Genomic DNA, 18,663 nt, shown 5'->3' on the forward strand with positions numbered 1-18,663 from the left:
CGTTAACTCAGCTCTGACCCACCAGCTTCTGACGGAGCTTCTTGATCCGGTCGCGAAGATTCGCAGCCTCCTCAAAGTCAAGCTTCTTAGCCGCGTCCTTCATCTTGACCTCGAGCTGATCGATCAACTCGGGCAAGGCATCGAGAGCCATGCCATCGGAGTCATTTTCCAAGGCCTGAACAGCCTTTCCGGCCACCTGCACCAGGTCAGCATCGGGGCCATCGGTCTTGAGTTTGCGGGAGAGCTCCAGAAACGACAGGATCGAATTGCTGGCCTTTTTACCGGCTGCCGTCGGCACAATTCCATGCTTTTCATTGTGGAGCTGTTGAATCTTGCGCCGCCGTTCGGTCTCCTCGATCGCCTTGGCCATCGAATCCGTCATGTTGTCGGCATACAGCAGCGCAACCCCCTCCACATGCCGTGCAGCCCGGCCAATCGTCTGAATCAGTGAACGCTGGGCTCGCAGGAAGCCCTCCTTGTCAGCATCGAGGATTGCCACAAGGCTGACTTCGGGCAGATCGAGGCCTTCACGCAGCAGATTCACACCCACCAGCACGTCGTACTCACCCAGGCGCAGGTCCTGAATGATCTCGATCCGTTCAATCGAATGGATCTCGGAGTGCAAATAGCGCACCCGAACCTTGTTCTCGGCCAGATAGTCCGTGAGGTCTTCCGCCATGCGCTTGGTGAGCGTTGTCACTAACACGCGCTGCTGCTTCTTGGCCCGAGTGCGGATCTCTCCCAGCAAGTCGTCGATCTGACCCGTTGTCGGCCTCACCTCCACAACAGGGTCCAGCACTCCCGTGGGACGGATGACCTGCTCGGCCACCTGACCATCGCTCACCTTCACCTCCCAGTCACCGGGCGTGGCACTCACAAATACGGTCTGTCGTGCCTTGGTCCAAAACTCTTCGCCTTTCAGCGGCCGGTTGTCGGCTGCACTTGGCAGACGGAAGCCGTGATCAATCAACACCTTCTTGCGAGCCTGGTCGCCGTTGTACATGGCCTGAAGTTGTGAACAGGTCACATGGCTTTCATCAACAATCAGCAGCCAGTCTTCGGGGAAGTAATCGATCAGGCATTCCGGCGCGGAACCCGGTTCACGTCCGGCCAGATGACGGGCGTAGTTTTCAACTCCGTTGCAGTAGCCCACCTGCTGCAACATTTCCAGGTCATAGGTGGTGCGTTGCTCCAGTCGCTGGGCTTCCAGCAACTTGCCTTCGGTTTGCAGGAATTCCAACCGATCTTTGAGCTCATGGCGGATATCCTTCACCGCCGAATCCAAACGATCCTTCGGGGTCACAAAGTGTTTTGCCGGATAGATGTTGATGGTTTCAAGGCTCTGCAGGATTTCGCCGGTTGTGGGGTCGACATAGCGGATCGCTTCCACCTCATCACCGAACAGCTCCACCCTCACTAAACGGTCTTCATAAGCAGGCCCGATTTCCAGTACATCGCCTTTCACGCGAAAGCGGCCGCGGGTGATGTCCATGTCATTGCGGCTGTACTGGTTATTCACCAGTTCGCGCAAGGAGCCCCGTAGATCAAGAGACTCACCCACCCGAAACTGCACCGATGCCTTCAGGTATTCGCTGGGAATTCCCAAGCCGTAGATGCAACTGATTGAAGCCACGACAATCACATCACGTCGTTCAAATAAAGATCGCGTCGCCGAGTGACGCAGCATGTCGATCTCTTCATTGATTGAAGCGGTTTTGGCGATATAGGTATCACTGACCGGCACATACGCTTCCGGCTGGTAATAGTCGTAATAGGAGATGAAGTACTCCACAGCATTGTTAGGAAAGAATTCCCTCAGCTCATTGCAAAGCTGTGCCGCGAGGGTCTTGTTGTGAGCCAACACCAAGGCAGGACGACCCGTCTGAGCGATGACATTGGCCATCGTGAACGTTTTGCCCGTACCGGTTGCACCCAGAAGAGTCTGATAACGGCGTCCACCATTCACACCCTCCACCAATTGAGTGATTGCCGTCGGCTGATCACCTTTGGGGGTGTAGGGCGCAGTCAGGTCGTAGGCAGGCATGGTCCTCGCGCTGTAAGCCCTGAATGGGGCGTCCACGTTACGGGCCCCATTAGCGCGCGCGTGTCCGCAGCAATCAGACCCGGCTGGTGACCTCGCGACCTAAGGCTTCACGCAGACCGCGCACCACAGCGACCATGGCCAACTCATCATCGAGGCGATTCACCGCCGAGCCAACGCCCACACCCGCTGCACCAGCTGCGATCGCCATCGGCACTGTGACAGCTGAAAGACCCGATGCACAAAGCACTGGTACCGTCACACCAGCATTTTGCAGAGCAGCGCTGATGCTGTGAGCTGCGGCCAGCGTGGGAGCTGCCTTCTCAATCAGACCAAGGTTGCCAGCACTGAAGGGTTTGGCACTGGTGCCACCCTCGGTCTGGATCAAATCGGCACCGGCCGCCACCAGATCCACGGCCAGCTGTTCCTGCTGATCCATTGGCAACACATGGGCAACGGTGACGCTCAGCACCACCTCAGGCAGCAAGCTGCGAGTACGGCGTGTGAGTTCCAGCACCTCATCAGCTCCGAAGATGCGCCCCTGGGGGTAGAAGGAATCGAAATTACCGATCTCCACCATCGTTGCTCCTGCAGCTACAGCAGCGGGAAACTGCTCGGGCTCAACAGACGAGACGCAGACCGGAAGGCCAGCGGATGCCTCAACCGCCAGCTTCACCAGTTCGGCATCACAGGCCACATCGATTAGATCGGCCCCACCCAGTCCAGCTGCGCGCGACACGCGGGCGACAGAGTCCGCGTTGAAGTTCATCAGACCGGCGATCACCTTCAGCGCGGAACGCTGTTCAAGGCTGCGGCGTAGGGCAGCTGGCAGCAGAGAAAGGCGGGACATCAAGCAGACATCAGATGAATGCATTCTCCCACCGCACGAACGGGCAGGATCGAAGCCACACTCACCCAAAGCGATGAAAGCCGGCGAGCCTTGGCTGAACTGGCACGACAGACTGCACCGCCAACTTCTACAGAATCCCCAGCTGCTGCCCAAAGGGACAACTCTGTTGCTGGCGGTTTCCGGCGGTCAGGACTCGATGGCTCTGCTGGGGCTGCTGAGGGATTTGTCCAATCGACATCAATGGACTCTGCAGCTTTGGCATGGAGACCACGGCTGGCATCCAGGATCCGCACGCATTGCCAGCGATTTGGCCAGCTGGTGCCAAACGCAACAGCTGCCACTGCTGATCAGCACCAGCAGCTTCGGCACCACCGGCAGCGAAGCTAAAGCCCGTGCATGGCGTTACACCGAGCTGCATCAGGCCTGTGAGCAACTCAACCTCAACAGCCCTGCCAACCCTTGCCGCACGGTCGTGACCGCGCACACCGCCAGTGACCGCGCTGAATCACTGCTTTTGCAACTCAGCCGGGGAACAGATCTGGCCGGGCTGGGCAACCTGCGTTGGCAGCGGACCCTCAATGCCACGGCAACGAATGAGATTCGCCTGGTGCGTCCACTGCTGCACTTCAGCCGTGACGACACGGCCGCCATCTGCCAGGACCTGCAACTGCCAATCTGGACAGACCCGAGCAACGATGATCCACGCTTCGATCGCAACCGCATCCGTCAGGAGGTCCTACCGGTGCTGGAGGCCCTACACCCTGGCTGCAGCAGGCGGATGGCTGAACTGAGCGAGCGAGTGTCCCAGCTGCAGGACACCCAGAGCGCACTGGTGACGCTGAGTCTGGACAACCTGAAACGACAGGACGGCGCCTTGAAACGAGCGCCACTGCAACAACTCCCCGGTTCAGCAAGACGACTGCTCTTGCATGGATGGCTGCAGGCCCAAGGCATGCCAGCACTCTCGGCCCGACAGCTTGAAGAACTGAGCACTGCCATCGGCCCAAGCCAACCGCCTGGTGAGCGTCATCTGACAGGTGGGAAGCGACTCCACTGGTGCCGGGACTGGGTACAACTGGAAGACAGGAACTGAACTCACTTGGACGGCGACTTTCAGAGCAACTATCTCGCCGCTGAACAGGCCTACGGCACTGGTGACTTTGAGACTGCGCAATCCATCACTGTTGAACTGCTCAATCAGCTGGAGCCGATACCGGAAAAGGGCGCTGAACAGGACGCGGTTCTGGCTTGGCGAGCCTTCGTGGCTCTATTAGCGGGCCACATCGACCTCTATGGCTTTCAAGCCCCTGATCAAGCTGAGGCGCATTACAAGCTGGTGTTAGCCAGTAACCCGCAAGACACACTGCGGGAACTGGCGGAGCAGGGCCTGGAACGGATCAGGAGCGATCGTGAGTCGGTGACCAGATCAACGCAGGCGACTGATCCCGCTGAGGATCGATTCACGGAGTCTCTGACGACCAAGGGCTCCCTTGCCTTAGTGGCTGACCCCTTTATTAACGGAGCATCCCCCGCAGTGGACTCTGTGCAGTCAAGCGTCGTCACAACCGCGATGCCCTGGCTGAACAACAACGAACAATCAGACGATGGTGATGACCACACGCTCTCCATCGCCATCAACGCCGTAGCTGAACCTGAGCCCGAAACTGAACCTCAGCCCATCAATGAAGGAGAACCTGAACCTGAGACAACATCAGTGATCACCAAGCTCAACGACGAACAATCAGACGGCGATCACGACCAAACGCTCTCCATCGACATCAACGCTGTAGCTGAGCCTGAATCCGACTGTCAGCCGATCAGTGAAAAGGAACCTGAGCCTGGATCCGAACCTGAACCCAGCGCTGAGCTCTCCGATGGAGCAACGATTGAAGCCGTGACCATCGCAACCAAGGCCTTAGCCGATACCGAGACCAACGAGGCAATCAAGCAACGGCTGGAAGCGGGCAGTTTGCTGGTGAAGCTCCCGGATACAGCGTTGGAGCCCCCCAAGCAGAGCTCGGAGGGCGACCAAGTCCAAAGCCGATGGTCGTGGCTACAAAAAGCCCTACGCCGCAGCTGAGCGGCGACGACGGGTGCGGCCAGCTGGCATGTCTTGATCGACTGCTGGCGCTGCAGAGGCGGGTGCAGCGGGCGCAGGCTCCTTGGCGGGTGCGGGGGCTTTCGAAGCTGCAGCCACAGGTTGCTTCACTACAGCCGACTTGGCCTCAACAGCAGCTGAACGAGCTGTCGTGATCACCCGCGCTGGAGTTCCTTCGCGGTTGCGGTCTCGACCACCACCACCATGCCGACCAGCTCCATGACCACCGCCGTGGCGACCACCACGTCCACGGGGCGCTGGACGATCGTCGGGCTCGGAGTCCGCACGACCCTTGTACACAGGTGTGCCTGCCGGTGCCGGCTGCACCAGACAGAGAATCAAAGGCTCCACCTGAAGTTCACGGCGCATGCGGCGGCTGAGGCCGACCTCTACCTCCCGCTGTACACCCATCCAGTCGACGTCCGGGGCCTTGCCACCGGTGTTTCGGGTGAGCTGCTTCCAGCGATTCTCAAGCACCCACTTGATTTCACGTTCCGTCCACAGCGACATCTTGCGGGCATCGGCAGTGGTAACAACACCGCGAAGATTCACGCGAGGCGGGGCAACCATGGCCCCGTCGGTGCTAATCGCAGCAAGGATCGTAACGATGCCATCTTCTGCCAGTTGCTGACGTTCCTTCAGAACGCGGGCATCGACAATGCCATTACGCGACTGATCGAGCAGCTCAATACCAGCCTTCACCGGGTCCGACTTGGTGATTGAGTCTGCGGTGAGCTCAACAACATCGCCGTTATCAATGATCAACGTGTTGTTCTCAGGAACGCCCATGGAATGACCGGTTCTGGCATGGCGCACCAGCATGCGGTGCTCACCGTGCACGGGCACGAAAAATTTTGGACGGGTGAGCGCCAGCATCAGTTTCTGGTCCTCCTGGAAGCCATGGCCAGAAACATGAATGCCTTCGCCTTTGCCGTAGACCACCTTGGCTCCGAGCATCATCAGCCGGTCGATCGTGTTCACCACGGAAATGGTGTTTCCAGGAATCGGACTCGCCGAAAAGATGATCGTGTCGGAGCTCTTGACTCTCACTTGCGGGTGTTCACCACGGGAGATACGGCTCAGAGCTGCCAGAGGCTCACCCTGACTGCCGGTCATCAGCAGCAGGGTTTCGCGATCGGAAACATTGTTGATCTGCTTGATCGGCACAAAAAGTTCATCAGGGGCACGCATGTAACCCAGTTCACGGGCCTTGGCGATCACGTTGAGCATGGAGCGACCCAACAGGCCAACCTTGCGGCCGTTCTTGAGGGCGAGCTCAAGGATCATCGATACACGATGGATTGAACTGGCAAAGGTGGTGACGATCACTCGCCCATCGGCCTCGGCGATGTGACGGTCAAGGTTGGAGAACACGGACCGCTCGGGAGGACAGAAACCCGGCACCTCGGCATTGGTGGAATCGCTGAACAAACAGAGCACTCCCTTATCGCCATGGTGAGCCAGACGCGCCAGATCGAAGTGTTCACCGTCAACAGGGGTGTGATCGAACTTGAAGTCACCCGTGAAAATGATGGTTCCCACCGGTGTGGAGATGGCTAACGAAAAGCTGTCGGCCATCGAGTGGGTGTTACGGATGAACTCCACTGAGAAGTGCTGACCCACCTTCACCACGTCGCGAGGTCCGACGGTCTGCAAGGTGGTGCGATCAGCGACGCCCGCCTCATCCATCTTTCCGGTGAGCATCGAGAGAGCCAGTCGCGGCCCGTAGATCACCGGGATGTTGAAGTGCTTGAGATGGTGAGCAATGCCACCGATGTGATCCTCATGACCATGAGTGACGATCATGCCGCGGATGCGCTTCTGGTTCTCGCGCAGAAAGCTGGTATCAGGCAGAACCACGTTCACGCCGTGCATGCCATCGCTGGGGAAGGCGAGGCCGGCGTCAACCAGCATCAGGTCATCGCCGTATTCGAAAACACAGGTGTTCTTACCAATTTCATGCAGTCCTCCAAGAGGGATCACTCTCAGGGTTGGTTGCTTGGTCTGGGCAGTTGTGACAGTCATGGGATCGCTTGCGTATGGAGAAAATCAATCAGGAAGGCGCACGTCAGCGCTGGTCAACAGCCTTGGCGTCAGGTCTGACGCAGGGCATCAAGGGCTTCGGAGAGGGCAGCGCGCATAACAGGCTCCAGCGGAACGAGGGGAAGTCGGGGAGCACCCACCGGCCAACCATCTAGCTGGAGAGCGGCTTTGACCGGAATGGGATTGGTGGTGGCGAAAAGGGCTTTGAACAAGGGCAGTAACTGCTCGTGATGTAGAAGAGCGACTGCGTTCTGGCCAGCCATATAGGCCTCGATCATGTTGCGCAGTCGACGCCCCACCAGATGGCTGGCCACACTCACGACGCCCACAGCTCCCACCGACAGCATCGGCAGTGTGAGGGCATCATCACCGCTGTAGATCGCCAGGCGATGACCACAGGCCTGTCGTAACTGGGACACTTCTTCCGTGGTTCCACTAGCAGCCTTGAAGCTCACTACATTGGCGCAATTCATCAGCCTGGCAACTGAGTTCGGTTGCATACTGCAACCTGTCCTGCCAGGAATGTTGTAGAGCATCAGCGGCAGGTCAGAAGCAGCCTCCGCGATGGCACGGAAATGAGCCTCCATCCCGTCCTGAGGGGGTTTGTTGTAGTAGGGAACCACCACTAGAGCACCATTGGCACCAGCTGCCGCAGCCTCGCGGGTGGCCTCAACCGCCTCCCGGGTGCAATTACTGCCGGTTCCTGCCAACACATGCACACCAGGACCAACGGCCTGCCGCACGGCCTCGAACATCTTCAGTTGCTCACTCCAGCTGAGCGTGGGGGACTCACCGGTAGTTCCACACACCACAAGACCTTCCGATCCCTCATCCACCAGGTAACGGGCCAGACGACCTGCAAGCGCCAGATCCACCCCGCCTTCTGCATCGAAAGGGGTGACCATGGCCGTCAGCAAACGACCGAAAGGAGTTGGAGAGAGTTCTGCAGCGGTGCTCATAACGTTCAGGCGGCGGGCAACAGCAGTTCGGCGATCTGGATGGCGTTGAGCGCCGCACCTTTACGGATCTGATCTCCGCACAACCAGAATTCGAGCGCTTTCTCTTCACTGATGTCCTGTCGGATCCTCCCCACAACAACGGGATCACGGCCAGTCACGTCCGTGGGCATGGGAAAACGATTGCTGGCAGGGTCTTCAAGCAGTTCCACACCCGGCGCAGCAGCGAGCAACTCCCTGGCTTCCGTCACGGAAAAGGGCTCAGTGAATTCCACATTGACCGCCTCTGAATGGGCACGAAGGACAGGCACTCGCACACAGGTTGCGGTGAAGCGAAGCTTCGGCAAACCCATGATCTTGCGAGTTTCATGGACCATCTTCATTTCCTCTTCGCAGTAACTGTTGGACTGCAGCGGTGAGTTGTGCAGAAAGAGATTGAAGGCCAATGAGTGGGGAAGCACCTCACTTTTGGGGGTGCCGCCATCGAGCACCACACGGGAGAGATCCTTCAGTTCCTCCATGGCCCTGGCCCCGGCGCCACTGGCTGACTGATAGGTGCTCACGACCACCCTGTGCATCGGACGCTTGGCAGCAAGAGGGGCCAAAGCCAGCGTGAGGATGATCGTGGTGCAGTTGGGGTTGGCGATCACCCCCTTGTGCTCAGCAGCAGCCTCCGGATTCACCTCAGGAACCACCAGGGGAACTCCTTCCTCCATGCGGAAGGCACTGGAGTTATCCACCATCACGGCACCGGCGGAAACAATCGCTTCGCGCCATTGGCGCGACACCGAGCCGCCAGCGGATGCCAGCACCAGATCAACCTCCTTAAATGAGGACTCAGAGACTTCCTGAACCGTGATCGTCTGTCCGTTCCATCGACAGACTTGCCCTGCTGAACGGGCAGAGGCCAGTAAACGCAGCTCAGCTACTGGGAAATTGCGTTCCTGAAGCAGCTGGAGCAACTCCTGCCCCACCGCACCACTGGCACCGAGGACGGCCACCGTCAGAGGTCGATTCGGTAACTGGTTAACAGGGGTCAAATGGACGGAGACTCAATAAAGACGGGCAGGTGGTGCATCCACCAGCTGCAACGACCCTGAACACTTGAAGACAGGGTGTGGCTTTTCCTACAAAGCAGCTTACGCGGAGGTGATGGTCAGGCACTTAATTAATGTGTTGGGCTGCTTGTACCTGCGACCCAGCCGATGAGTGCCGCCAGCCTGAAGGTTTCCACCTCCTCCCGTCCCGGTAGCCGACTGGCAGTGGAGGTCGCTATTCCTGCAGAACGCTGTGAGGCCAGTTATGAGGAAGCAATCAAACGGCTGAGCCGCAGTGTCAATCTGCCGGGCTTCCGCAAGGGCAAAGTGCCCCGCACCGTTCTGGTGCAGCAGCTGGGTGCTCTGCGGATCCGCGCCACAGCACTGGAAACACTGGTTGACAGCGTTTGGCGCGATGCCCTCGAACAGGAAACGATTGAGGCTCTCGGCCAGCCCGAACTGAGCGGCGGCTTCGATGAACTGCTGGAGAGCTTCAAGCCGGGAGAAGGCCTCACGCTGACCTTGGAAACCGACGTGGCCCCAACACCAAAACTGAAGAGCACGAAGGGATTGAAGGCCGAAGCCGAGGGCGTTAGCTACGACCCGGCACGCGTGGAGGAGATGCTCGAGGACTCACGCCGACAACTAGCCACCGTGGTTCCCGTTGAAGGACGCAAGGCGGAGAAGGGAGATATTGCTGTTGTGGGTTTTAAGGGCATCTTTAGCGATGACGGCAGTGAGATCGAGGGCGGCAGTGCCGATTCCATGGATGTTGATCTCGAGCATGGCCGCATGATCCCCGGCTTCATTGAGGGCGTGGTGGGCATGGCGGTCGGAGACAGCAAGACCGTGGACTGCACATTTCCCGAGGACTATCCCAAGGAGGATGCACGTGGACGCAAGGCCAGCTTTGATATCGAGCTGAAAGACCTCAAGACTCGCGAGCTGCCTGAACTGAACGATGAGTTCGCGAAGCAAGCCAGCGAACAGGAATCCTTGGCTGATCTGCGCAGCGACCTTGAACAACGTCTCAAGGATGACGCCGAACGCCGCGCACGCAGCAACCGCCACGACGCCCTGCTGGCCGCACTGGTGGAACAGCTGGACGTTGAACTTCCTGAAAGCCTGATCCAGCAGGAGGTTCGCAATCTGGTGGAACAGACCGCTGGACAATTCGCTCAGCAGGGAATGGATGTGAAATCGCTGTTCACTCCCGAACTGGTCCGCAACCTGATGGACTCCTCACGCCCTGAAGCCGAGGAGCGCCTACGCCGAAGCCTTGCTCTAACAGCCCTGGCAGAGAGTGAAAAGCTCACTGTCGAGGACAGCGACATTGACGCCAAACTCGAGGATGTGAAGCAACAGCTATCCGGAGAGCGCGACATCGACCCCCAACGTCTGCGTCAGGCTGTGCTGGACGATTTGCTTCAAGAGAAGCTCCTCGGCTGGCTGGAAGAGAACAGCACCATCACAGACAAGGTTCCAGAAGACTCTGGGAAAGACGACAAGGGAGCAGCCAAGAAGGCCGCAGCCAAGAGCGGGAAAGCCGCTACAAAGAAAAAAACAACCAAGGCAAAAAGCGCCAAGACTGACGGTTATGGCACCGAAGCCTGATCTGCAGCCATAGATTGCATGCAAAGCCCGCCAGCCGCCGAGTGATCGACGACCGCAGTCACCATCCGATTCAGAACCGCTGGCGGGGGATTCAGCCTGTCTCGCAGCATCCTCAGGCAGCTCCAGGGGTGCTGCCCACAGTGGTTGAACAGTCCGGTCGAGGTGACCGCGCCTTCGACATCTATTCCAGATTGCTGCGGGAGCGGATCATCTTTCTAGGCACTGGTGTGGACGATCAGGTGGCAGATGCCCTTGTGGCTCAGCTGCTGTTCCTGGAGGCGGAAGATCCCGAGAAGGATATTCAGATCTACATCAACTCCCCAGGCGGATCAGTGACCGCCGGTCTGGCGATCTACGACACCATGCAGCAGGTGGCACCCGACATCGTCACCATCTGCTACGGCCTGGCAGCGTCCATGGGAGCCTTCCTGCTGTCAGGAGGTGCCAAGGGGAAGCGACTGGCTCTTCCCAATGCTCGAATCATGATCCACCAACCCCTTGGTGGTGCCCAGGGACAAGCAGTGGACATTGAAATCCAGGCCAAGGAGATCCTGTTCCTTAAGCAAACCCTCAACGGTCTCATGGCCGATCACACCGGACAGCCACTGGACAAGATTGCTGAAGACACTGACCGTGACAACTTCATGTCTCCCGCTGAAGCCGTCGATTACGGCCTGATCGATCGCGTCGTGGACAGTTTCGGAGACGGAGAAATCGTTACGGAGGGCTGACATCAGCCCGATCTGTCGCGATCCTCAGTATCTGGGTTGAGATTTTCCGATCCAGATCTGTGTTCCGACTGACCTGCGAAGCGCCCGATGGCCAAGTTCGACGCCCATCTGAAGTGCTCCTTCTGCGGAAAGTCCCAGGAGCAAGTTCGCAAGCTGATTGCCGGCCCTGGCGTCTACATCTGCGATGAGTGCATCGATCTCTGCAATGAGATCCTGGATGAGGAACTGATCGACGCTCAGGGTGGTGGTCGGCAGGGCAATGAGCCAACGAGAAAGAGCGGCTCAAACCAGCCCCGCAAGACCACCAAACCTGCACCAACCCTCGCCTCCATTCCCAAACCCCAGGAAATCAAGGGTTTCCTGGACCAGCAAGTCGTGGGACAGGACGCTGCCAAGAAAGTGATGTCGGTGGCGGTTTACAACCACTACAAGCGCCTGGCCTGGCAGGGAGACGGCAAAGGGGAAACCGAACAGACCGCCACCAGGTTGCACAAATCCAACATTCTTTTGATCGGCCCAACGGGCTGTGGCAAAACGCTGCTTGCCCAAACCCTTGCGGAGATGCTGGATGTGCCCTTCGCCGTGGCCGACGCCACCACCCTTACGGAAGCGGGCTACGTCGGTGAAGACGTGGAGAACATCCTGCTGAGGCTGCTGCAGAAGGCCGACATGGATGTGGATCTTGCTCAACGGGGGATCATCTACATCGACGAAATCGACAAAATCGCCCGCAAGAGCGAAAACCCCTCGATCACCAGGGATGTCTCCGGTGAAGGTGTGCAGCAGGCACTGCTCAAGATGCTTGAAGGCACTGTGGCCAACGTTCCGCCCCAGGGCGGCCGCAAGCATCCTTATCAGGACTGCATCCAGATCGACACCAGCCAGATCCTGTTCATCTGTGGTGGTGCCTTCGTGGGTTTGGACGATGTGGTGCAGAAACGCATGGGTCGGAACGCCATTGGCTTCGTGCCCAGCGACAGCCGCGGGCGCGGCAAGGCCACGCGCGATCTCCAAGCATCACAGGTGCTGCGTCACCTCGAGCCGGATGATCTAGTGAAGTACGGACTGATCCCCGAGTTCATCGGCCGGATGCCCGTGAGCGCTGTCCTGGATCCACTGGACGAACATGCCCTCGAGTCCATCCTCACCGAACCCAGGGATGCCCTGGTTAAGCAGTTCCGAACGCTGTTGAGCATGGACAACGTGAAACTTGACTTCGAAGCAGGAGCCATCGAAGCCATCGCTCAGGAGGCCCATCGTCGCAAGACCGGTGCAAGAGCCTTGCGCGGCATTGTTGAAGAGCTGATGCTCGATCTCATGTACGAGCTGCCCTCTCGCAAAAACGTGCCGGACTTCACCATCACCCGCGCCATGGTGGAGGAACACACAGGCGGCAAGGTGCTGTCTCTGCCCGGCCAGGATCGCCAGCAGGAATCAGCCTGATCGGAATGGCGCACCCTTGATGGTGCTGAGAAAGACGTATCCAGACCCAACCACTGCGGTTCGGAAGCCCCCCTCTTCCTGAGGGGGAACTAAGCGACAGACTCGAGCGAGCCCTTCATCACGGCCATGGCCACCGCTGACCATCTGAGGGTTCCTCGTCAGCACGGTTTGTTTCTGCACCATGGGATCGATCTGGGCGATGGCACGGTCGCCCATTACCTCGAGGGTCGGGAAATCCTGCGCAGCTCCCTGGAGGATTTCAGCCGCGGTCAGGAGTTGAGCATGGTTAACCATGAACAGGCATCACCAGCGGGGGTGACCCTGAGAAGGGCCATGAGCAGGATTGGCGAACAGAATTACAACCTTCTGTTCAACAACTGCGAGCACTTCGCCAACTGGTGCAAAACAGGCCGGCACAGGAGCGGTCAAGTGGAGGACTGGCTCCATACAGGCAGCCTCGGTGCACTCGCATTCGGCCAACTGATGCCTGCGGCTCTGCTCACCGGGCTGGGTGTGTTGCTGCGTAAGGGATTGATTGATGAGCAGTCACGCCAACGCGCCCGGCGAGCCCTGGCAGAACTGCAGAAACTGCGAATACGCCTGATGCAGAAATTGGATAGCACCCTCGAGCAGGCGGAGATCTGGATGCAGGGCATGCCTGGTCAGGGGGCCGATGAACGGGTCGATCGACGCAGTCGGCAGCTGCTGCTCACGGGCCGGAGCATCGCCGATGAACTTGCGGCCGTCGAAGACATGGAAGACAAGCTGCATTCACTGTTGGATGAGACCTCTCGAGAAGAAGACACAGTTTCAGGACCAGAACCTCGGTAGCCTCAGCATCCTGCCGGCAGTGCATGAGCCAGCCGTACCAGCCACTGCATCACAAGTACCGGCCCCAACGGCTTAATCAGCTGGTGGGTCAGGAAGCGATTGCGGCCACCCTCGGACATGCACTGCGCACCGGACGCATCGCACCGGCTTATCTCTTCAGCGGACCTCGCGGAACGGGTAAGACCTCCAGTGCCCGCATCCTTGCCCGGTCACTCAACTGCCTGAGCAACGACGGGCCGACGCCGGAACCCTGTGGCAACTGCGAACTGTGCAACTCAATCGCCGCAGGCACTGCACTGGATGTGATTGAGATTGATGCCGCCTCCAACACCGGCGTCGACAACATCCGCGACCTGATCGAGCGCTCAAGGTTCGCACCTGTGCAGGCGCGCTGGAAGGTCTATGTGGTCGACGAATGCCACATGCTGTCCACAGCCGCATTCAACGCGCTGCTCAAGACCTTGGAGGAACCGCCTCCACAGGTGGTGTTTGTGCTGGCCACAACCGACCCACAGCGGGTTTTGCCAACCATTCTCAGCCGCTGCCAGCGGTTTGACTTTCGGCGCATCCCCCTCGATGCACTCGAGCAGCACCTCCGGTGGATTGCTTCAGAGGAATCGATTCCGATCCAACCGGAAGCCCTGCATGTGGTGGCGCAACGAGCCCAGGGCGGCCTGCGCGATGCAGAAAGCTTGCTGGATCAGCTCAGCCTGCTGCCCGGACCGATCGAAGCCGGTGCGGTGTGGGATCTGTTGGGAGCAGTACCTGAACAAGAGTTACTGGAGCTGGTGCAAGCCATGAGCACCAGCGAGCCAGTGACACTGCTGGAAGCCAGCCGACAACTGCTTGACCGCGGCCGAGATGCCGGATCGGTGCTGCAGGGAATGGCAGGGATCCTGCGGGATCTCGTGCTGATGGCCGCTGCTCCAGATCGGCCAGAACTCACGGGTGTCTCTCCGCAGTTCCGCGATCAACTGCCTCCCCTTGCCAAATCCATTGGCCGGACGCGACTGCTGCAATGGCAGGGTCAATTACGCGGTGCTGAACAACAGCTGCGTCAGAGTATGCAGCCTCGCCTCTGGCTGGAGGTGCTGCTGCTCGGTCTGCTGGCTGAACCAACCGCCGCGACAGTCACAGCTATCCCAGCACCGGCAGCAACGCGCTCAAGCTCTGCAGCTCCTCTCTCCTCATCAGCTGTTCCACCACCAGCTGCTGCCCCGGGTCCAGCTGTTGCTTCAAAAGCGGCTGAAGCAACAGCCCTGCCAGCGGTGAGCCTTCCCGACACATCCACCACCCCTTCGCTACCAACCCAGTCCATTACTGCATCGGAACCGCCGGCTCAAGACACTGAAACGACTCCTGCTGCAAGCCAAGACCTCGGCGAGCTCTGGCAGCAAATCCTGGCCAGCCTGGAGCTTCCCTCCACGCGAATGTTGCTCTCGCAGCAAGCCCGACTGACACGGATCGACAACCAGCGCGCTGTGGTGCAGGTCTCCGGAAACTGGATGGGCATGGTGCAGAGCCGCGCAGCCTTGCTGGAGAAAGCGATTGCAAGTGCCATGGGCGGCAACCGTCAACTGGTGCTCGAAAACCATGGAGGCGCGGCACCAATGGCTGCCATGCCGAGCGCACCTGCACCCAAACCCGCACCAGCGCCGCCATCAGCTCCCAGCAATGGCGTTCAGCTGCCTTCAGCCTCTAAGTCGGCCGCTTTGGTTCCGAACAATGCAGCCTCTCCAGCACCCCCATCAGCAACGGCTCCTGCCCAGCCAACGCCTGCAACTCCAGCTCCCTCGATTGCGAGAAGCCAGGCTGCCTCGGTTCAGACAGGCAATACGACAGTTTCTTCTCAAGCAACAACGGCCCCGCCAGTCCGCCCTGAGCCTTCAGCCATGGATGAAAAGGTGAAACGCTTCGCTGACTTCTTCAACGGTCAGGTTCTGGATGTGGACCTCAACAGCTAAATCCCAGGCTCTGAAGCCTGAAGTGTCTCTTCCTCTTCCTCTCCGCTGTGAGTGGTCTTGGCCCAGACCAGTCGTTTGGGAAGAAATGCCATGCGCAGGGTGACCCAGGGGATCACGAGGAACCAGTGACTGAGATAGGCGATACCAAGCAATAGATTGAACAAACCTGGGGAAGGAAGATCAGGTCCTTCGCTAGGGCGTCGACAGCCTCGCCAGTAGGCAACACCGGACACGCTGAAGGCCACGATCGACAAAGGCCAGTAAGCCGGCGTAGTGCGGCTGATCACACTCGTGAGCAGATCCGCCCAGGAGACCACGGGAAGGGCGTACTGAAGCAAGAAAAAGCAAGCCACATCCCTGCGCTGGGCAGGGGTCAGACGCGACGAAATCAAGCCAGGCCAGTAGTCGAGAAAGCGTTGCAGGCCTCCTTCGGCCCAACGCTGACGCTGCTTCCAGAGTGCCTGAAGCGACTCAACGGCCTCTTCCTGTACAGGTGGATCCCAGAGGATGCCGATCCGAGCTCCCTGCAAGATCAAACGAAAACTCAGATCCAGATCGTCCGTGACGGTGTCCTCGTTGAAACCACCGCAGGCCTCCAACAGATCGCGACGCAACAGTTCACCATTGCCACGAAGTTCAGCCACTCCACCACCGGCAAGCCGTCCATCCTGAACCTGGGCATCAAAGGCCATCTCCATGGCCTGAGCACGGGTTAGCCAGTTGCTGCTTGCATTGGTAACCGCTTTGCGCATCTGGACAGCTGACCAGTCTCCAGTGGTTGCGAAGGGCATCAACCGTTCCAGCTGATCCGCACCCAGCTGTGCATCCGCATCAAGAATCAGCAGCCATTCACCCTTGGTCTGAGCCAGAGCGGCATTGAGAGCACCGGACTTTCCTCCACCGGCATTGCGAGGCCGGCTGATCACTCGTAAGGACGGGAAACGAATCTGAAGCTCTGCGAGGCGGTCGGGAGTGCGATCTTCGCTGCCGTCATCCACCACACACAAGCTCAGACGACCATCGGGGTAGCGCAACGCACTGAGGCGTTCTACGAGCCGGGTGACAACCGATTCTTCATCGCGGGCAGCAACCACCACATCCACTGTGGGGAATAACTCCTCTGCTATGGCCGCAGAATCGTCGGAATCGCTGCCGTTGTTCTGGGTGAACTGCTGAGCATGACCTCGCATCAAAGTGCGCAGGGCATACCCCCCTAGCAGCATTGCAAGAGTGAAGGCAGGGATCAAGCTCCGGGATGGATCCAGCCAATGGGGCGCTGCGCCGGCCCAGCCACAGGCCGCCAGGAAGAAGACCGTCTTGCCGCGTCGGTGATCTCCAGTCCCTGCGGCCACAGCTCTCCGACCACAACTAAACATATGGACTTTAGGGGGCCTCAGCAGGTACGGACTCGGCGGGCACTGTGAAGGGCCCCAGCTGGGTTCCGGGGTAATAGTGCTGAAGGATCCGCTCAGCACTCCAACCGCGATCGGCCAAATCGATTGCACCTGCTTGGGACAGCCCCACTCCATGGCCAAACCCTCCGCCTCGGAAGCGCCAGGCCCCCGCCCCCTCAGCTTCAACAACGAATAAGGTGCTGGGCAAACGGCGAAGGGTGCGCCGGATAGCGTCCAGTTTCAACACCACAGGCGCCGCTCCACGATCGCGGTCAATTTCAAGGGAGAGGACCCGACCGCTGGGGCCGCGCCTCTTCACGCTCATCGATGTCGGAGCAGCATTCCCCTGACCGGCAGCGGCAAGTGCCTGACCAAGCTGTCCGGCGGTGTAAACGCGACTCCAGCGAAAACGGGGATGACCTGCTCCATAAGCACCATCCCCGCCGTTCAGCAGAGACTGCACATCCTGGTTACTAAGCAGAGGCATGGAAATCGACTGACCCCAGGCGGTCGCACCATCCGGCTGCGCCCTTACGTAGGGCAGTGGCTCCATATCCCAAGCCTCCTCAGCATGCGCACTGACTCCGCCATTGGTGGCGTGATACACCGCATGAATCGGCTGTCCATCCCACAACAAAACCTCACCGGATGTGGCACGGATGGCCTGTCGCACGGATGGGCTGGCCATCCGTGGATCGCTGTACACCTGGCATTGGGTATCACTGCAGAGGTGATACCCATCCAGAGCAAAGCGATGACTGTTAGCCAAAGCCCAGGTGCGGGCCAGCACGGCCTGGGCCTGCAACGCAGCCGCTGGAGATCCGGCTCCGATCTCATGGGGCACCACACCCTCGAGATAACGCTCGAGCGGAAGCTTCTCCAGCAACGTCCAGCTGCCATAGGCATCCGCCTGAAGACGGAACGGTCCAGGCAAAACACCACCCTTCCAACGCATGCCGTCGGAAGCCTGCACCTGCAGAGGCCCCTCGAGGGTGCGACCACCTGTGGGCCCCTCGAGTACGGGCATCACAACACTGCTAATGCGCTCACTGACATCGCTCAATGTCACACCTGCAAGATCAAGCGCATCAGCAGGTGCCCAAACCTCCCATTCGCCTGGATGGGCCACCTGAGCCTTCACCCCCTGAGCACGCCATCGCTGGGCGATCTGATCCGCTGACTCGAAACTCGCGAAGGGTCCCGCAACACGCCGGGCCACATCGAGAGGTTCCGGAAGAGCAACCCGTCGCCAGCTGAAGCGCAGCTGGTCAGCCGACAACACAAGCTTCCCGGTCCGATCTCGCAGTTGTAGAGGAGCAGCTCCCGCGCTGATCAACGTCAATTGAGCAGCCGATCGATCAGACCCTGTTCCTGCCCCGAGATGATCGTCGAGTGATACCCAGAGAACGGAATTCCTGGCCAACGGCGGCAAGGGAACGCGTCGATGCGTCGGAACCGCAACAAGCTCAGACTGGGGCGAAGGCGGCTCGATGACCTGCTGCTCAATGACCTCGGCCTGACAGCCCAAGGCCGTCATGACCGGAAGCCAGATCCAGGGGAGAAGCCTGAACACTGCATCTGGAGCGGAACGGGACATTGCAGCGGACTCGACAGCTGATCTGAGCATGTTCCTGGGCAAAGGGTTTGGCTGAAGGGGGGGT

Annotated in this window: 14 protein-coding genes; 7 read left to right on the forward strand and 7 right to left on the reverse strand. The window is 59.2% G+C overall.

Going from position 1 to position 18,663, the window contains the following annotated elements; genetic code table 11:
• Positions 1-7 precede the first annotated feature (7 nt).
• Positions 8-2,044: an excinuclease ABC subunit UvrB gene (uvrB, locus tag DXY31_RS00270; protein ID WP_114990401.1), complete on the reverse strand. Its 2,037-nt coding sequence runs from the start codon at positions 2,042-2,044 to the stop codon at positions 8-10.
• A gap of 73 nt (positions 2,045-2,117) precedes the next feature.
• Entirely contained in the window at positions 2,118-2,891 is a 774-nt protein-coding gene (locus tag DXY31_RS00275) for a DUF561 domain-containing protein (RefSeq protein WP_114990404.1), read from the reverse strand.
• Between the two features lie 73 nt (positions 2,892-2,964).
• Between DXY31_RS00275 and tilS the strand changes: the two genes are divergently transcribed.
• Positions 2,965-3,984: a tRNA lysidine(34) synthetase TilS gene (gene tilS / locus DXY31_RS00280; RefSeq protein WP_114990407.1), complete on the forward strand. Its 1,020-nt coding sequence runs from the start codon at positions 2,965-2,967 to the stop codon at positions 3,982-3,984.
• Positions 3,985-3,990: 6 nt separating this feature from the next.
• Entirely contained in the window at positions 3,991-4,971 is a 981-nt protein-coding gene (locus DXY31_RS00285) for a hypothetical protein (protein WP_114990411.1), read from the forward strand.
• On the opposite strand, the gene DXY31_RS00290 is transcribed toward DXY31_RS00285, so the two are convergent.
• The 3 genes from DXY31_RS00290 to DXY31_RS00300 all read right to left on the reverse strand — a co-directional run bounded on the left by DXY31_RS00290 (position 4,957) and on the right by DXY31_RS00300 (position 9,028).
• Positions 4,957-7,014: a ribonuclease J gene (locus DXY31_RS00290; RefSeq protein ID WP_114990415.1), complete on the reverse strand. Its 2,058-nt coding sequence runs from the start codon at positions 7,012-7,014 to the stop codon at positions 4,957-4,959. The two genes, DXY31_RS00285 and DXY31_RS00290, sit on opposite strands and share 15 nt — an antisense overlap.
• Positions 7,015-7,082: 68 nt before the next feature.
• Positions 7,083-7,991: a 4-hydroxy-tetrahydrodipicolinate synthase gene (gene dapA / locus DXY31_RS00295; RefSeq protein ID WP_114990419.1), complete on the reverse strand. Its 909-nt coding sequence runs from the start codon at positions 7,989-7,991 to the stop codon at positions 7,083-7,085.
• Between the two features lie 5 nt (positions 7,992-7,996).
• The gene (locus tag DXY31_RS00300; protein WP_114990422.1) at positions 7,997-9,028 is read right to left on the reverse strand and encodes an aspartate-semialdehyde dehydrogenase; all 1,032 of its coding nucleotides are present in this window, start codon (positions 9,026-9,028) and stop codon (positions 7,997-7,999) included.
• Between the two features lie 165 nt (positions 9,029-9,193).
• Between DXY31_RS00300 and tig the strand changes: the two genes are divergently transcribed.
• From tig to DXY31_RS00325, 5 genes are all read left to right on the forward strand, one after another.
• Positions 9,194-10,639, forward strand: a complete 1,446-nt coding sequence (tig, locus tag DXY31_RS00305; protein WP_114990425.1) for a trigger factor — start codon at positions 9,194-9,196, stop codon at positions 10,637-10,639.
• Positions 10,640-10,680: 41 nt separating this feature from the next.
• Entirely contained in the window at positions 10,681-11,370 is a 690-nt protein-coding gene (gene clpP, locus DXY31_RS00310; protein WP_114991047.1) for an ATP-dependent Clp endopeptidase proteolytic subunit ClpP, read from the forward strand.
• 87 nt (positions 11,371-11,457) lie between these two features.
• The gene (gene clpX, locus DXY31_RS00315; RefSeq protein ID WP_114990428.1) at positions 11,458-12,813 is read left to right on the forward strand and encodes an ATP-dependent protease ATP-binding subunit ClpX; all 1,356 of its coding nucleotides are present in this window, start codon (positions 11,458-11,460) and stop codon (positions 12,811-12,813) included.
• Between the two features lie 126 nt (positions 12,814-12,939).
• Entirely contained in the window at positions 12,940-13,644 is a 705-nt protein-coding gene (locus DXY31_RS00320) for a lecithin retinol acyltransferase family protein (protein WP_114990431.1), read from the forward strand.
• A gap of 23 nt (positions 13,645-13,667) precedes the next feature.
• Positions 13,668-15,608 carry a DNA polymerase III subunit gamma/tau gene (locus tag DXY31_RS00325; protein WP_114990435.1) on the forward strand — a complete coding sequence of 647 codons (1,941 nt, stop codon included), beginning with the start codon at positions 13,668-13,670 and terminating at the stop codon, positions 15,606-15,608.
• On the opposite strand, the gene DXY31_RS00330 is transcribed toward DXY31_RS00325, so the two are convergent.
• Positions 15,605-16,984: a glycosyltransferase family 2 protein gene (locus DXY31_RS00330; protein WP_114990438.1), complete on the reverse strand. Its 1,380-nt coding sequence runs from the start codon at positions 16,982-16,984 to the stop codon at positions 15,605-15,607. The two genes, DXY31_RS00325 and DXY31_RS00330, sit on opposite strands and share 4 nt — an antisense overlap.
• 7 nt (positions 16,985-16,991) lie before the next feature.
• Positions 16,992-18,599 (reverse strand): SpoIID/LytB domain-containing protein, encoded by a 1,608-nt coding sequence (locus tag DXY31_RS00335; RefSeq protein WP_244279409.1) that lies wholly within the window; start codon positions 18,597-18,599, stop codon positions 16,992-16,994.
• Between the last annotated feature and the right edge of the window lie 64 nt (positions 18,600-18,663).

Origin of the sequence: Synechococcus sp. UW179A (genome assembly GCF_900473965.1) — a bacterium.
GTDB lineage: Bacteria > Cyanobacteriota > Cyanobacteriia > PCC-6307 > Cyanobiaceae > Synechococcus_C.

Coding starts and splice junctions, on each gene's coding strand:
- uvrB (WP_114990401.1), bottom strand. CDS start 2,044: ATGCCTGCCTACGACCTGACTGCGCCCTACACCCCCAAAGGTGATCAG.
- DXY31_RS00275 (WP_114990404.1), bottom strand. CDS start 2,891: ATGTCCCGCCTTTCTCTGCTGCCAGCTGCCCTACGCCGCAGCCTTGAA.
- tilS (WP_114990407.1), top strand. CDS start 2,965: ATGAAAGCCGGCGAGCCTTGGCTGAACTGGCACGACAGACTGCACCGC.
- DXY31_RS00290 (WP_114990415.1), bottom strand. CDS start 7,014: ATGACTGTCACAACTGCCCAGACCAAGCAACCAACCCTGAGAGTGATC.
- dapA (WP_114990419.1), bottom strand. CDS start 7,991: ATGAGCACCGCTGCAGAACTCTCTCCAACTCCTTTCGGTCGTTTGCTG.
- tig (WP_114990425.1), top strand. CDS start 9,194: ATGAGTGCCGCCAGCCTGAAGGTTTCCACCTCCTCCCGTCCCGGTAGC.
- clpX (WP_114990428.1), top strand. CDS start 11,458: ATGGCCAAGTTCGACGCCCATCTGAAGTGCTCCTTCTGCGGAAAGTCC.
- DXY31_RS00320 (WP_114990431.1), top strand. CDS start 12,940: ATGGCCACCGCTGACCATCTGAGGGTTCCTCGTCAGCACGGTTTGTTT.
- DXY31_RS00325 (WP_114990435.1), top strand. CDS start 13,668: ATGAGCCAGCCGTACCAGCCACTGCATCACAAGTACCGGCCCCAACGG.
- DXY31_RS00330 (WP_114990438.1), bottom strand. CDS start 16,984: ATGTTTAGTTGTGGTCGGAGAGCTGTGGCCGCAGGGACTGGAGATCAC.
- DXY31_RS00335 (WP_244279409.1), bottom strand. CDS start 18,599: ATGTCCCGTTCCGCTCCAGATGCAGTGTTCAGGCTTCTCCCCTGGATC.